The sequence below is a fragment of the Streptomyces sp. NBC_01635 genome (assembly GCF_045209715.1).
Lineage (GTDB): Bacteria > Actinomycetota > Actinomycetes > Streptomycetales > Streptomycetaceae > Streptomyces > Streptomyces hirsutus.
On record NZ_CP109277.1, the window covers coordinates 446,394 to 460,226 of the forward strand.

Sequence of the window (13,833 nt, forward strand, 5' to 3'; positions counted from 1 at the left end):
GGGGGCACGATGAGCGGGCTGCGAGCAGCCCCTGGAGCGTGAACCCTTACCCGGGCTCCAGGGTTGCTCGCCAGCCGGGTGTCACTCTCCGGCTTGGATCTCGATACGGCGCGGCTTTACCGCTTCCGCCTTGGGCACCTTGACGCACAGCACGCCCTCGCTCAGCGTCGCCTCGACACCTTCGGCGTCGAACTCACTGGTCGTCGGAGCTGCGCGGTGCTGTCATGGGTAGGAGATACGGCGTGGACGAGCGGGCAGCGCCGCGGAGGCCGGCGCGCCGCGCGTTGTCCGCCCAGGCGGCCCGACCACGGCCGCCCCGTCGCACAGCGGAGGAGGCCGATGCCCATGCTGTACCGCCGCACGGTCGGTGACGTGATGACCGAGGAGGTCGTCACCCTCCGCCCCACCACACCACTCCAGGAGGTCGCCGCCCTGCTGGACGCGAACGACATCGTCGCGGCCCCGGTCGTCGACGAGGACGGCGCTCCCGTCGGCGTCGTGTCCGCGTCCGACGTGCTGCGGCACGAGACCGGCATGCCCGATCCGCAGGGGCAGGACGGGAACGACGAGCGCTCCTGGGGCAAGGCCCGGGCCCGGACCGCGGGCGCGCTCATGAGCAGCCCCGTCTTCACCGCCCGCGCCGACTGGACGATCCCCCGGGCCGCGCGGGAACTCCGCGGGCGGCACGTCAAGCAGCTGCCAGTGGTCGGCGACGACGGGCTCCTCACCGGCATCGTCACCCGCAGCGACCTGCTCGACGCCTTCATCCGCTCCGACGTCGAGATCCGCGGCGAGGTCGAGCAGGACGTCCTGGGGCGCCTCCTCGGCCTGGACGAGGGCTCCGTCGCGGTCGAGGTCCGGGACGGGGTCGTCACCCTGCGGGGTCACGTCCCGGAACCACGGCTCGTTCCGGTGGTCGTGGGCCTCTGCCAGGGCGTCGACGGTGTCGTCGCCGTGGATGCCCACCTCGCCGTCGCCCGGGCGGGCTAAGCGTTCTGCCCCTGGGAGTCCGGCCGCAGCACAGGACGTGAAGGATCCCATGCTGGCGTACTTCCGCCGCCGACTGGTCCGAGGCGTCGCGGGCGACGCCGACTTCGACCACCAGCTCGGCCGGACCAGGGTGACTCCTGAGGTGTTGTTCGTGCCGCACCCGGCGGAGAACGACCAGCCGTTCCATGGACGGTCGGCGCCCGGCCGGAGCGAGTAGGCCGGCGAACCTGCTGCTGGTTGTCCGGGTGAACCACGATCGCCTCCCGCGATCGGCGGCCGCGTCGTTAGCAGCTGCCGACCGCGCGGTGTAGCGTCGTTATCCAGCAGTCGTGGTTCCGAAGTCCCGTTCGCCCGTGATCACGATCATGGGCGTTTTTGCTGTTCAGCACCTCTTCGGACCAGGGCGATCACCTCCCGGGCCCGCAGGGTGCGAGCCCGGTCTTCCTCAAAGGAGCAGCAGGCCATGGCCAAGGGCATCGTGAAGTGGTTCAACGCAGAAAAGGGCTTCGGCTTCATTGAGCAGGAGGGCGGCGGACCTGACGTCTTCGCCCACTACTCCAACATTGCCGCTCAGGGCTTCCGCGAGCTGCAGGAGGGGCAGAAGGTCGAGTTCGACGTCACGCAGGGCCAGAAGGGACCGCAGGCGGAGAACATCCGACCGGCGTGACCACAGCGCCCCGCAGGGCCGGACGGCAGGCCCCCGCTGGGACATGTACCAGGTGATCACCATCTCAACTCGACGCGAAGCGGCTGCCGGGGAGCGAGCAACCTCCACGACGCCAGCATGCTGCGCCTGACGATCCCGGTCGCCGAGCAGGCCAAGCCCCGCAATCGCTGTCAGCGCCGGCGAGCTCAGCCGCGGCGGCCGCGCCGCGGGCAGGTCGGCCCGTCATGCGCACATGCCGCACACCCGATGAGGGAGGCCACCATGGCGATCGCATGGGAACCGTTCATGGCCCACGTCCAAGAACGCGGCGAGTACACCACCACGGGAGAGGCCGAGCGGGTCACCCGGGCGGTGCTGTCCGCCCTGGACGCCCACCTGCTGGGTTCCGAACGCACGGGACTCGCCGACCGGCTTCCGGCGCAATGTCAACCGCTGCTCCTCGAACCCCTGCCGGCGACCAAACCGCTCAGCCCGCACGAGTTCGTCGAAGCCGTCGCCCTGCTGATCAAGAGCGCAACCCCGAGGGATCGGTACGTACATTGTGTTCCCGGCGCTGTCACGTTGTTGGGTGTGTGAGTGTCTGATGGCGCGTCGGGGCGTGGTGGGCGAGGTGGCAGGCGGGTGGCCGGGACGCGCTGCTGTCCCGTCCGCGGGGCCGGCGTGCGGGTGATCATCAGGTCCTGTCCGAGGCCGAGCAGGCGCGCGAGGGAACACCCCTCCGGCTGCGACTCAGGCCAGCTCCCGCACTGCGCCGTCACGGGCGACCGCGTACAGCGTGACCCGCAGCAGCGTCCACACCCGCTCCGATATCCGCAGCGGCTGTTCGACAGCGAACTGCTCACCGACGGTCCGTGGACGTGACCCGATCCGTCGCTGGTCGTCGTCGATGTCCCACCGCTCGACCAGCGCGTTCAGCGCCTCGTCTCGTACCTGGTCAGGACCACACCGCCGGGAAACGTCCGTGTCTCCACCAGGTTCAGGTTCGCCCAGCTGTCCAGCGCGGTGAAGAACGGTGTGCCGCTACCCACCAGGACCGGATGGGTGACGATCGCGTACTCGTCGATCAGCCCGGCCCGCATCGCCGCCCCGGCGAGCGCTGCGCCACCGACCCTCATCGGCCCACCGTCCTCGGCCTTGAGCCGAGTGATCTCCGCGACCGCGTCGCCGGTGACCAGGCGAGTGTTCCAGTCGACCTTGTCGACCGTCGAGGAGAACACCACCTTCGGCGTGTCCCGCCAGTTCCGCGCGAACTCGATCTGCGCCGGGGTGGCGCCCGGCTGCTGGTCGCCGGTCGGCCAGTAGGCGCTCATGGTCTCCCACAGCTTGCGCCCATACAGCAACAGGCTGATCGCCCGCTCCTGGTCGAGCCACCACTGGAACAGCTCCTCGCTCGGCCCGCTCCAGCTGAGGTCGTCGCCGGGCGCGGCGACATAGCCGTCCAGGGACAGGTTCATGCCGTAGAGCAGTCTCCGCATAGCGCCAGCCTTCCGTCAGTCGGTCTCGGAAGTCTAGACGGGCCTTGACCCCGAATCCTGGACACGGGTTATGCGGCTGATGTGAGCGTAGTTGGTCAGAAACTGCTGGGGTTCCCTCGTCGATGACGTAGTCGACGTGCCGACCGCAGAAGTATCCGCGCACGATGTGAGGTTGGTGTTGTCGGCGGTGAAGGAACCGGCGGGTTTCGGAGGCGAGTTCGGTCTGGTTCCTGGCCCGGTGGGTGTGGGGCAGGCTGCGCTTGAGGTCGGCGTTGACGAGCTCGTCCGGGTTCAGCTCGAGTGAGTACGAGGGCAGGAAGTGCAGTTCGACCTGGTCCTTGTGGTTGGCGAGCCAGGCCCGGACGGCCTTCGAACGGTGGGCCGAGTGCCGGTCCACGACCAGATGAACCTTGCGGTCGAAGTGGCCGACGAGCCGGGTGAGGAAGCGGCACATGACCTTCGCGTCGAACGACTCGGTGAAGACCATGAAGTGCATCCGCCCCTTGGTGCTGATCGCGGACATCGCGTTCACCGAGAACCGGTTCCGGCGTTGTCAACTTGGCTGATACGCCGAGTGCCTGGGACGATTCTCAAGTCCTTGGCCGTCGGGAGGGGCGTCGTGTCGCCGTCGTACAAGGGGTACCGGTTCTCGGCGGAGGTCATCGCCCACTGCGTGTGGCTCTACCACCGTTTCCCGCTGAGCTACCGCGAGATCGAGGAGTTGATGCTCGCCCGGGGCGTGACCGTCTCGTACGAGACGATCCGGCAGTGGTGCGTGAAGTTCGGCCCGGTCTATGCACGCGAGCTGCGGCGGCGCCGACCCCGGGCCGGTGACACGTGGCATCCGGACGAGGTCTTCATCGAGGCCAACGGTGAGCGGCAGTACCTGTGGCGGGCGGTCGACCGGGACGGCAACGTCCTGGACATCCTCGTCCAGGGCACCCGGGACGCCAAGGCCGCCAAGCGATTCCTCGCCAAGCTGATGAAGAAGCAGGGCCGGGTACCGCGGGTACTGATCACCGACAAGCTCCGCAGCTACGGCGTCGCCCACCGCGAGCTCATGCGGTCGGTCGAGCACCGAAGGTCGAAGTGCCTGAACAATCGGGCCGAGAACTCCCACCAGCCCACCCGGCAGCGTGAAAGGGCGATGAAGGGCTTCCGCTCCGTCGGCGCCGCACAAAGATTCCTGGCCGCCTTCAGCCGCATCTCACCCCGCTTCCGGCCCCGCCGCCACCTGACGACCGCCACCGAATACCGCACCGAGATGACCATCCGCTTCACCGTCTGGGACCAGATCACCGGCATTGCCGGCCTGCCTGCTGCGGCCTGAGCACGGAGCCGGACCCCGGCCCCATCACACCGTCAGGCACTCACACACTCAACAACGTGACAACGCCCACGTTCCAGATCCGGGCTCCGGGACGGGTCCTGCCGAGACTCCCAGCGGTCACGATCCGTTTCGGCAAGCCGCTGGACTTCTCGCGCTTTGCGGGGATGGCGCACCAGAAGACAGTGCTGCGGGCCGTCACCGACGAGATCACGTACGCAATCTTGCGGCTGTCGGGCCAGGAGAGTACGTGGACCGGTATGCGGCCGACGTGAAGGCCGCACAGGCGAGGGGGCGGCGGGGCTAAGGTCCCGCCGCCCTTGGGTGTGATCCGGTCCGGACGGCCGTCCGTCCCAAGCGAGAGTCATGCGACCTGCCCTTGCCAAAAACTCGTCCGTCCTGGTGGGAGCCGTGTGCGGGGTCTGGGGCATGCCAGCTGTGGCTGATGGCACCGGGGCCCTCGCACGGTTAGCGATCACCGCGGCATGATGATCCGCCATGCTGCTGCCACTGGCCTACCTCAGTGTGACGAACAAGTTCGCGATGTCGCGCTTGCTGTCGATGAGCGACCGGGACAAGGGCGTCGAGATCCTGGCGCTGCGCCACCAGATCACCGTACTGGAGCGCCAACTGGGAAGGGAACGGGCGTGGTTCACGCCGACCGACCGGGCGTTCCTCGCCGCGCTGCTGCACCGGCTGCTGCGAGATGTGCCGCGCAGGCTGCGGCTGCCGGTGCAGCCGGACACGGTGCTTCACCGGCATCGCGACACTGGCCGCGCGTCGGCACGCCGACCAGTCCAGGCCGAAGCGCCCGGGCCGGCCACGGACCGTGCGCTCCATCCGCGCCCTCGTCCTGCGCCTGGCAAGGGAAAATCCCGGCTGGGGATATAGGCGCGTCCATGGGGAGCTGCTGGTCCTCGGCGTGACGGTGGCCGCCTCCACCGTCTGGAAGATCCTCAAGGAGGCCGGGAGCGACCCGGCACCCGAACGGAGCTCGAGTACCTGGGCGGACTTCCTGCGCTCGCAGGCCGAGGCCCTGCTCGCGTGCGACTTCTTCGAAACGGTCACGTTGACCGGGACGCGGCTGTACGTCTTCGCGGTGATCGAGCACGCCAGCCGGTGGATCCGGGTGCTGGGCGCACCCGCGCACCCGCGCACCCGCGCACCCGCGCACCCGCGCACCCGCGGGCCGCCTGGGTGGCACAGGCGGCGAAGAACCTCGGCATGGACCTCGAGGACACCGGCTGCTGGGCGCGGTTCCTGATCCGGGACCGGGACGGCAAGTTCCCCGCCCTGTTCGACGCCGTCCTGGCCGACGCGGGGATCGAGGTCATGCTGACGGGAGTCCGGATGCCGAGAATGAACTCGATCATGGAGAGGTGGGTGCAGACCTGTCGGGGCGAGCTGCTGGACCGCATCTTGATCTGGAACCAGCGGCACCTGCTCCATGCCCTGCGCGCGTTCGAGAAGTTCTACAACTCCCACCCGCCCCACCAGGGCATCGCGAACGCCCGCCCGCTGAACCCCTTGCCGGCGCCGATCGCCGATCCGGACGAGACAGTCCGCCTCGACATACGACGATCCGATCGCCTCGGCGGCGTTCTTCACAAGTACGAGCATGCCGCATGACCTGCGCAGATGGGGTTATCGGCAAGGGCAACGATGAAGCCGGGGCGTCCCGGCGGGCGGGCGACGACGTTGATCGTCAGCTTCAGTGTCTTCTTCGCCCACTCGACCAGCTGGCCGGCGTAGGCGGAGTCGGCCCAGACCACGGTGATCTCGGGGTACATGAGCCTCAGGCGGAAGAGTACCTCCTTGGCCGCGTCGCGGTCGGTCAGGTCAGCGGGGGTGACCATGGCCAGCAGGGGTAAGCCGCGCGTGTCGACCACGAGGTGGCGCTTGCGCCCGTTGATTTTCTTGGCCGCGTCATAGCCGCGGGAGTCCTTCCCGATGGTCTCGGCAGCCTTCACCGACTGGGAGTCGATGATCACCGCCACCGCCTGGGCGTCTTGCCCGCGCTGGTGCGTACCTTGCGGCGAAGCTGGTCGCACAGGACGGCGACAACGCCGGCCGCCGCCCAGCGCGCGAAGAACTTGTAGCCCGTCGACCAGGGCGGAAAGTCCCGAGGGAGTGCCCGCCACTTGCAGCCGGTGTCCCAATGCCGTTGCTTGAAAGAGGCAAGTAGTTCCTCTCCAGCCACGGTGACCGCCGAGGTGCTGGTTCGTTGACCGGACATCCATCCATGGATCGGGTTATCCGATGAGGTCCGATACATCCGCACCGCACGCTCACGCAACTCCAACGGGTACTTTCCTGGGGCAGCCATGGTCGATGTTCCTCTCATGAGACCCATCTGGCCCTCTGCCAGCATCCTCCGCTCACGGGGGAACCTCACTCCGGTGCGCGGCTCATCTCCAGGAGCCGCAGCCAATCGCGCACCGCGACAGTGCAGCTTGCCCTGTGCACCCGGTTCATCGAGGACCCAGGCAATGCAACTACGACGCTTCGGACGCCTTCAGTGGATCAACTCCGGGATGGCGGCGCAAAGAATTCCAGCTGGATGTTGTCAGGGTCACGCAGGGCGAGTCCGGATCCGTAGTGGGCGTCGACGATTTCGCTGTGCTCGATGCCTAGGTCATTCAGGCGCTTCCGCCAGTTCTCCAGTTCGGCTCGGTCGGCGCAGGCGAAGGCGACATGGTCGAGGCCGACTCGGCGCTCATCGAATCGAGCCCAACCCTGATCAGTGCTCGCGGTGTCGGGAGGAAAGGCGTGGAGACCGAGCATCGTGCCGTTCCCGAGGGCGAAGATGATGTGGTGAAAGGGGCCGGTGTCCTCGTCCAGGATCGGCTCGGCGCCGATCAGCCGCTGGTACCAGGCCGCGCTCGTACGCAAGTCGGACACGGTCAGTGCAACATGTGCCAGTGCAGGAAAATTCACCATCGTCACTGCTTCCTTGAGAGTCAGTTCTTGTTCGCCACGTCCGTTCACCGGGTCGGCATGCCCCGTTCGCACCACGGCTGGCAGATCGACTCTCTGGACAACAAGGCCAGTCCCAGACGGGTAGTCGCAAGGAGACGCCGTCAATCTCACAGTCCCAGACCAGCACGAGCGCGTCCAACGCAGAACAGACCCATGCCTGGCCACGGTAGCCCCGCCTGAGTCGGGTGAAACGGCGACTCCACCGAGAAAAAGCCACAGTGACTCCCAAACTCATCGACATTGATCATGAGAGAGGGCCCCGGCGTGACTACCGAATTCTGTCCCCTGTCATCCAATCGAGGCGTTTGACGCACACTGCCAGGGGCGTCCGGGCAGACAAGGGGGTCAGGTGGTGGCCGCGGCGGGGCGAGGTCGATTCGGGGCGGGGGGAGTCGCTGCCGCCGTGCTTGTCGTCGAACTGGCGCTTGGGCGGCTGAATGGCCGGGTCAGGTCTTGCGGTGGGCCGGGACCGTGGTGGTGCGGAGCATCGGGTCGTTGCGCAGGCGTAGGAAGGTGACGAGCAGGGTGAGTGCCTGTATGAGGGCGCAGGCCCTGATGAGGCTGTTCAGGTAGGGCGGCGGGGTGAGGGCGAGCAGGAGGCCCGCGACGGGGAAGGGCAGCAGCAGGAGCAGGATGGTCAGGGAGAGGGTCGTGCCGAAGGCGGCGGGTGGGATGACCTGTGAGCGGAGGGTGCGCAGGACGACGGTGAGTCCTCCGTCGGCGGCCATGAAGAGGGCCACGAGGGCGACGTAGCCGGTGTAGGAGGGGGCCTGGGGCACGGCGAGGCAGGCGGCGGCCGCGACGGTTGCGCTGATGACGCCGACTCCCCACAGGCCGAGCCGGTCCAGGCCGGCCCGGCAGCAGGCGACCGCGATCAGTGTGGCGGCCGCGGCGATGGACCAGAGCGCGCCGGCGGCGGCCGGGGACCGGCCGAAGTGGTCCTCCACGAGGATGGGGGTGGCCGCTTGCAGCAGCCCGAGCATGAGGTTGGAGCAGGCCAGTCCGGTCACCAGCCGGCGCAGGGACGGCAGGGAGCGCAGGGTCTTCCATCCTTCCCGCAGGCCGCCGCCCGGCGCCGGCCCGCCGTGGCGCGTGGCGCGCAGGGGGGTGGGTGGGGTCTGCAGGGCGAGTGCGGCGGACAGGAAGGACAGCACGCTCAGGCACGCCAGCATGCCGGTCGGCCCGTTGAGCAGGAGAACGCCGCCCAGGGCCGGGCCGACGAGGGTGGCCGTCTGGTCGATGCCGATCAGCACCGACTGCACCTTGTGGGCCTGCCCGTCGGTACGGCGGCTGACGGTGGCGCCGACCGCCTCGTTGGCGATGAAGCTGAACTGTGTCAGCGCCCCGGTCACCGCCGCCAGTGCCATGACGGTGACGGTCTCGCCCGTACCCGGCGGCAGCAGGACGAGCGCGACACCACCGCCGGCGACCAGCAGGGCGCGGGCCAGGGAGGCAAGGAAGCACACGATCGCCGCGCCGCTGCGGTCCACCAGAGTGCCGGCGAAGCCGAACACGGCCACCCGGGGTATCCACTCCAGTGCGAAGGCCAGGCCGGTCAGGGAGACGGAGCCGGTGGTGGCCAGCACGAGGAGCGGCATGGCGTAGGTAGCCATGGAGTAGGCGAGGGCGTCGCAGGCGCGTGGTACGTAGACCCGCCGGAACAGGCTGCCGACGGGGACGGCCGCGTGCCGGCCGGCCGGTTGGGCCTTGGAGGGGGAGACGGTCACGAAGTGGGGGCTTTCACTGGGCGGGACACGAACGGACGGCCAAGGCGTTGCCGGCCGCTCACGCGGAGGAGAACGCCACAGCTGTTCAAGTCATGGACATGACATAACGCTACACGTGAACTCCGCTCGAAACACTGCGGGGTGAACAGGGGGGCGGGCCCGTCACGGGGGTAAACGGGCTCGCCCCTGTCTTGGTGCCGCCTGCGTACCTCCCCCAGGAGAGCAGGCGGCGTGACCCCGCCCGGGGTTACTTTGTTCAGCGCGCTCCAGGTCCTGCGTGTCACAGGTGGCGGCCTATCCTCACAAGATCACCAAGCTTGTGAATTTAGATCGGGCGCTGCTTCACAACCGGCATGGACGGCCGGTTACCCGCCCGCGGCCCGGTACCTCCTGCTTCTGGTGCAGAGCTGTCGCCGGTGGCCGTGCGAGACGCAGGCGGCGGGCCGTTGCCGGGAGCGGGGAAGCCGGCCGGCGCGTGGCGGTTGATGCGCTGCTGGGGCGCTGTCACGTTGTTGAGTGTGCGAGTACCTGACGGTGTGCCGGGTGTGGTGGGGCCGGGCGGCAGTTTCGGGTCAGGCCGCGGCAGGCGGGCCGGCGAAGCCGGTGATCTGGTTCCAGACGGCGAAGCACGTGATCATCTCGGCGCGGTAGTGGGCGGCGGTCATCAGGTGGCGGCGTGGCCGGAAGTGGGGTGAGGTGCCGCTGAACGCGGCCAGGAAGCGCTGGGCTCCGCCGATGCTGCGGAAGCCTTTCATGGCGCGTTCGCGCTGCCGGGTGGGCTGGTGGCTGTTCTCCGCCCGGCTGTCGAGGCCCTTGTGGGAGCGGTGCTCGACGGAGGGCATGACCTCGCGGTGAGCCGCCTGGTAGGAGCGGAGCTTGTCGGTGACGATCACCCGTGGCATCGAGCAGGTCTTCTTGAGCAGTGTGCGGAAGAAGCGGCGGGCCGCGGCCTTGTCCCGCCGGTTCTGTACGAGGATGTCGAGCACGTTGCCGTCGGCGTCGACGGCCCGCCACAGGTACTTCAGCCCGCCGTTGATCCTGATGAAGATCTCGTTCAGGTGCCACGTGTCGCCGGGCCGGCGGCGCAGGCCGTTGGCGTAGACCTGCCCGAACTTCGCGCACCAACGCCGGACGGTCTCGTGGGAGACGAGCACGCCGCGCTGCAGCATCAGCTCCTCCACCTCACGGAACGACAGCGGGAAACGGAAGTACAGCCACACGCAGTGCACTATCACCTCGACCGGGTACCGGTGCCCCTTGTACGACGGCGGCGCGGACGACACGAGCGAACCCCTCCCCGGCACGACCAACTCCAAGATCATCTCAGGCCGGTCCGCTAACGTGACAACGCCCGACCAGACCCTCTCCCCCCGATATCTCTCAGGACCTGGCCGACCTGGAGGCCGCAGCCGAAAGCTACGGATACGGTTACCACAGCCAGCAACCCACCCGCGTTCTTACCGACCTGGTGTCGGACTTCGCCGGTCTGTACACGCTGCTGACCGTCCCGCAACCCGCCCCGGTTCGGGCGCGGCTGTGCCGGACGGCTGGGCAGATGGCCGGGATGGCGGCGATTGTCTTACGACCTTGGGGAAAATTGAGGTCGGGTCGTGTTGGACTGGCGGTTCGGCTGGTGGGTGATTCAGCAGGCCGTCGCGCGAACGGGCACGAGTTCGGTGCTCGTGAGGCGACGGGTCGTGCGTCGGGCCGCGCGGTCGGAGACCAGGCCGGCGATGGCGAGGTGGGTCTGCTCATAGTCCTCGCGGCGTCCGGTGTAGCGCTGAAGCGGATGCCACTGCTTGCACTCGGCGTTGGTGTGTTCGACCACGATGCGGGCCGATGACTGCCGCCTGCGTGCCTCGCGCCAGGCACGCTTGTCGCCGTCGGAAGAGTCCTGGGCCGGCTTCTTCGGCGGGGCGCTGACCTGGGACGGGAACTCCTTGGCCAGACCCTGGTAGCCGGAGTCGACCTCGGCGTGCACACCGGGGTGGAGGCGGAACTGTTCGGCGATGCCCTCGGTACGCACAGCGGTCTGGTCGTGCATGCGGCCCGGGCGGACGACGCCGGAGAACAGGGCGCGGCCCTGGTGGTCGCTGAATGTGGTGCTCTTGATCGTGTTCTGCTTCTTCTTGCCCGAGACGAAGGCTTTGCGTCCGGGGCGGCCCGCGCGCGGGCGTCGGACCTGGACTTCCGTGCCGTCGAGCCGGATGTCGACGCCTTCGGCATCTGCGTAGGCGAACAGGTCGTGCAGGGTGCGGATGCGCAGACCGGGGCGGTTGGGGATGGCGAAGCCCCGCGCGGCGAGCAAGGGTCTGACCTCGCGGATCGCGGCGGAGACGGTGGAGCGGTCCACCCCGTACAACTCGGCCAGGGCGGCATGTGGCAGTCCGAGCTGCAGGTGGACCAGGGTGACCGCGAGCCGGTCGGTGAACACCAGGCGCGGCTTGCGCGTCCGGCACCCTCGGCCCGCTTGCGGGGCCCGCCCCTCATCACGTGCAGGGCCGATGCGCGGGCCGCCGCCCAGGGCGGGGCGAGTTCTTCGAGCAACTCCCCGAAATGTGCGCGGGAGACCCCGGACAGGGCAGGATGGGTACAGGCCGTACGGGCCCAGGTCAGCTTCACAACTCGCCCAACCCGTAAAGCCCTTTGCGTGTCACGGCCGACTCACTCCCGTCCTTCCCCCAAGGTCGTTAGGGTCGGGCCCATGGCTTCCATGGATGTCTCCCTGCGTCCCGTGCACCCCAGCGATCTGCCTGTGTTCTTCCGGCACATGAGCGACCCCGAGTCGAATCTGATGGCCGCCTTCACCGCCGAGGACCCGACGGACCGGGCCCACTTCGACGCGCATTGGAAGCGCATCCTCGCCTCGCCCGACGTCGTCACCCGCACCGTGCTCGCGGACGGCGATGTGGTCGGGCACGCGGCCGTGTACGGCGAGCCGGGCGAGCGGGAGGTCACGTATTTCATCGATCGCTACTACTGGGGGCGGGGCATCGCGACCGCGGCGCTGAGGGGGCTGCTCGCCGAGGTCTCCGAACGCCCGCTGCTCGCCCGGGCGGCGGCGGACAACACCGGATCGGTGCGGGTCCTGGAGAAGTGCGGCTTCAAGGTCGTCGGCGAGGACCGGGGTTTCGCGAACGCGCGGGGAGCGGAGATCGACGAGCTGGTGCTGCGGTTGGATGGATAATTTTCCCCACCCCGTTACACGACCTGGGCAGCCGCCGGAAGTCCCGCGCCTGGTTCGCCACTGCCGCCCGGGCAGCTACTGAGTCCGGCGACGACCAGCTACATGCCTGGATTCTCGCCCGCGAGGCCATGGCCCCGCTTGACTACGGCGCCCCGAAGGCGGCGGCCGACCTCGCCGACCAGGCTCGCCACGCCGCTGGCTCCGGGCCCACCGCTGCGGCAGCCTTGGCGGCCGCCGTCGCCGCCCGCGCCTACTCCCTCAATCACCAGCCCGTCAGGCTCTCGCGGCTGCCGACGCCCTCATGGAGAGGCTCCCCGAGGGTGAGCGGTCGGACACCTGGTTGACGTACGGCGAGCAGAAGCACCACGTCCACCTCAGCCACGCCTTCACCCCCTCGGAGACACCGAAGCGCCCGGGAGAACCAGCAGCGTGCCCTGGAGCTGTCCGCGCTGACCAGCACCATGACGCGCACCCTGCTGCACATCGACGCCGCGGCCTGCGCCCATCATGACGGCGACAGCGAACAGGCCTGCCGCCGGACGATCGCCGCCCTGACCGCGCTCCCGGACGGCTACCGCATCGGCCTGGTCCACCAGCGCACCCAGGACCTGTACGAAGCGATACCTGCCCGGCACCACCACGAGCCCGCCGTCCGCGAGTTGCGAGACGTCCTGGCCGTCTGAATCCCCGGCTTCAGCCGCCTGCCGGTGCAGCTCTGCCCGCGGCCGCCGCGGGCCGCGGCAGCCGCGGGGCGGGCCAGGCCGGGTTCCATCGCCAGGCCGTCCACGCGGCGGCGTCGGTGAACGGGCCGGAGCGCTCGGTGAGCATCGCGAGGACCTGGCCGCGGGCGGCATCCACGGCCTGGTGCTCGGTGTCGGTGACGATGCCGAGCCGCCGTACGTGTGCGTACTCGTCTTCGTCCTTCCACTGCCAATCGGTCAGGTCGGGGTCGATGACCAGGTCCACGGTGAGGTCGAAGGTGTCGAACCCGTCGCTGGTCCGGGCGATGGGGCGCTCGAAGTTCACGTACCAGTTCCGCAGGCCGGCGCTCGTGTAGAAGGCGTTGACGCTGAACCAGGCTGCCGGCGGCTTCCACAGCAGCAGCTCGGTCTCCTGCCACACCGCGTCCGCGAGCTCCCATGTGCCGGTCGCCATGGCGTCGAACGCCTCCGTGCGCACCGACCGGTCGCCGTCGGCGCGGGCCTTGGCGTAGAGGGCGGGCCAGCGGGTCTCAGCTCCCGGCAAGCAGGCGGTCACCAGGGCCTCGCTCGTGTCGGCGACGACGCGCAGCGCGTGCTCGCTCCACACGCGGCCCGAGCCGTGTACGTCGCGCCTGACGACCGTCTGCCCGGTCTCGAAGGTGCGCACCCGTTCCTCCTTCGCCGCGGCCGGGTCTCGGCGCGCGGTCTCCAGCCCAGCGCCGAGCAGGCGGCCTGGGCAAGCCCCCGTTGGAGGGAGGCTTGCCCAGGGTTGCCTTCGGC

General features: G+C 69.0%; 15 protein-coding genes and 4 pseudogenes. 10 read left to right on the forward strand and 9 right to left on the reverse strand.

All coding sequences use genetic code 11. The annotated features are described in order from the left end of the window. Positions 1-81: 81 nt before the first annotated feature. Positions 82-183: pseudogene (locus tag OHB56_RS02225) on the reverse strand (Hsp20 family protein); the annotation flags it as partial. 156 nt (positions 184-339) lie between these two features. On the opposite strand from OHB56_RS02225, the gene OHB56_RS02230 reads away from it, so the two are divergent. The 4 genes from OHB56_RS02230 (at position 340) to OHB56_RS02245 (ending at position 2,233) form a co-directional block, all read left to right on the forward strand. Next, positions 340-990, forward strand: coding sequence for a CBS domain-containing protein (locus tag OHB56_RS02230; RefSeq protein WP_326756752.1), 651 nt, complete (start codon positions 340-342; stop codon positions 988-990). A 49-nt stretch (positions 991-1,039) separates the two neighbouring features. Continuing rightward, positions 1,040-1,207 (forward strand): hypothetical protein, encoded by a 168-nt coding sequence (locus tag OHB56_RS02235; protein ID WP_406351318.1) that lies wholly within the window; start codon positions 1,040-1,042, stop codon positions 1,205-1,207. Positions 1,208-1,453: 246 nt separating this feature from the next. Then, positions 1,454-1,657, forward strand: coding sequence for a cold-shock protein (locus OHB56_RS02240; RefSeq protein ID WP_055592011.1), 204 nt, complete (start codon positions 1,454-1,456; stop codon positions 1,655-1,657). A gap of 261 nt (positions 1,658-1,918) precedes the next feature. Next, positions 1,919-2,233, forward strand: coding sequence for a DUF2267 domain-containing protein (locus OHB56_RS02245; RefSeq protein ID WP_406351320.1), 315 nt, complete (start codon positions 1,919-1,921; stop codon positions 2,231-2,233). A gap of 335 nt (positions 2,234-2,568) precedes the next feature. Here OHB56_RS02245 and OHB56_RS02250 read toward each other — a convergent pair whose 3' ends face one another. Both OHB56_RS02250 and OHB56_RS02255 read right to left on the reverse strand, forming a co-directional pair. Then, positions 2,569-3,132 carry a dihydrofolate reductase family protein gene (locus OHB56_RS02250; protein WP_350848221.1) on the reverse strand — a complete coding sequence of 188 codons (564 nt, stop codon included), beginning with the start codon at positions 3,130-3,132 and terminating at the stop codon, positions 2,569-2,571. A 95-nt stretch (positions 3,133-3,227) separates the two neighbouring features. Then, positions 3,228-3,676 (reverse strand): annotated as a pseudogene (locus OHB56_RS02255) (transposase); the annotation flags it as partial. Between the two features lie 54 nt (positions 3,677-3,730). On the opposite strand from OHB56_RS02255, the gene OHB56_RS02260 reads away from it, so the two are divergent. The 4 genes and pseudogenes from OHB56_RS02260 to OHB56_RS02275 all read left to right on the forward strand — a co-directional run bounded on the left by OHB56_RS02260 (position 3,731) and on the right by OHB56_RS02275 (position 6,088). Then, positions 3,731-4,462 (forward strand): IS6 family transposase, encoded by a 732-nt coding sequence (locus OHB56_RS02260; protein ID WP_406351322.1) that lies wholly within the window; start codon positions 3,731-3,733, stop codon positions 4,460-4,462. A 68-nt stretch (positions 4,463-4,530) separates the two neighbouring features. Beyond that, positions 4,531-4,766 (forward strand): annotated as a pseudogene (locus OHB56_RS02265) (1-acyl-sn-glycerol-3-phosphate acyltransferase); the annotation flags it as partial. A 191-nt stretch (positions 4,767-4,957) separates the two neighbouring features. Beyond that, entirely contained in the window at positions 4,958-5,350 is a 393-nt protein-coding gene (locus OHB56_RS02270) for a hypothetical protein (RefSeq protein WP_406351324.1), read from the forward strand. A 228-nt stretch (positions 5,351-5,578) separates the two neighbouring features. Further along, complete coding sequence (locus tag OHB56_RS02275; protein ID WP_406351326.1) at positions 5,579-6,088, forward strand: integrase core domain-containing protein; 510 nt, start codon at positions 5,579-5,581, stop codon at positions 6,086-6,088. Positions 6,089-6,117: 29 nt separating this feature from the next. Here the strand turns inward: OHB56_RS02275 and OHB56_RS02280 are convergent. The 5 genes and pseudogenes from OHB56_RS02280 to OHB56_RS02300 form a co-directional block, all read right to left on the reverse strand. Beyond that, positions 6,118-6,614: pseudogene (locus OHB56_RS02280) on the reverse strand (IS5 family transposase); the annotation flags it as partial. 368 nt (positions 6,615-6,982) lie between these two features. Beyond that, positions 6,983-7,399, reverse strand: a complete 417-nt coding sequence (locus tag OHB56_RS02285; RefSeq protein WP_326757288.1) for a VOC family protein — start codon at positions 7,397-7,399, stop codon at positions 6,983-6,985. Positions 7,400-7,884: 485 nt separating this feature from the next. After that, a complete protein-coding gene (locus tag OHB56_RS02290) occupies positions 7,885-9,165 on the reverse strand; it encodes an MFS transporter (protein WP_406351328.1) in 1,281 nt (426 codons plus the stop codon). Between the two features lie 572 nt (positions 9,166-9,737). Further along, positions 9,738-10,487, reverse strand: coding sequence for an IS6 family transposase (locus OHB56_RS02295; protein WP_406351329.1), 750 nt, complete (start codon positions 10,485-10,487; stop codon positions 9,738-9,740). 320 nt (positions 10,488-10,807) lie between these two features. Further along, positions 10,808-11,599 (reverse strand): transposase family protein, encoded by a 792-nt coding sequence (locus OHB56_RS02300; protein ID WP_406351331.1) that lies wholly within the window; start codon positions 11,597-11,599, stop codon positions 10,808-10,810. Positions 11,600-11,878: 279 nt separating this feature from the next. On the opposite strand from OHB56_RS02300, the gene OHB56_RS02305 reads away from it, so the two are divergent. Continuing rightward, positions 11,879-12,352 (forward strand): GNAT family N-acetyltransferase, encoded by a 474-nt coding sequence (locus OHB56_RS02305; protein ID WP_406358880.1) that lies wholly within the window; start codon positions 11,879-11,881, stop codon positions 12,350-12,352. 461 nt (positions 12,353-12,813) lie between these two features. Next, positions 12,814-13,035: a hypothetical protein gene (locus OHB56_RS02310; protein WP_381023982.1), complete on the forward strand. Its 222-nt coding sequence runs from the start codon at positions 12,814-12,816 to the stop codon at positions 13,033-13,035. A 10-nt stretch (positions 13,036-13,045) separates the two neighbouring features. Here OHB56_RS02310 and OHB56_RS02315 read toward each other — a convergent pair whose 3' ends face one another. After that, positions 13,046-13,720 carry a DUF402 domain-containing protein gene (locus OHB56_RS02315; RefSeq protein WP_406351333.1) on the reverse strand — a complete coding sequence of 225 codons (675 nt, stop codon included), beginning with the start codon at positions 13,718-13,720 and terminating at the stop codon, positions 13,046-13,048. Positions 13,721-13,833: the final 113 nt, after the last annotated feature.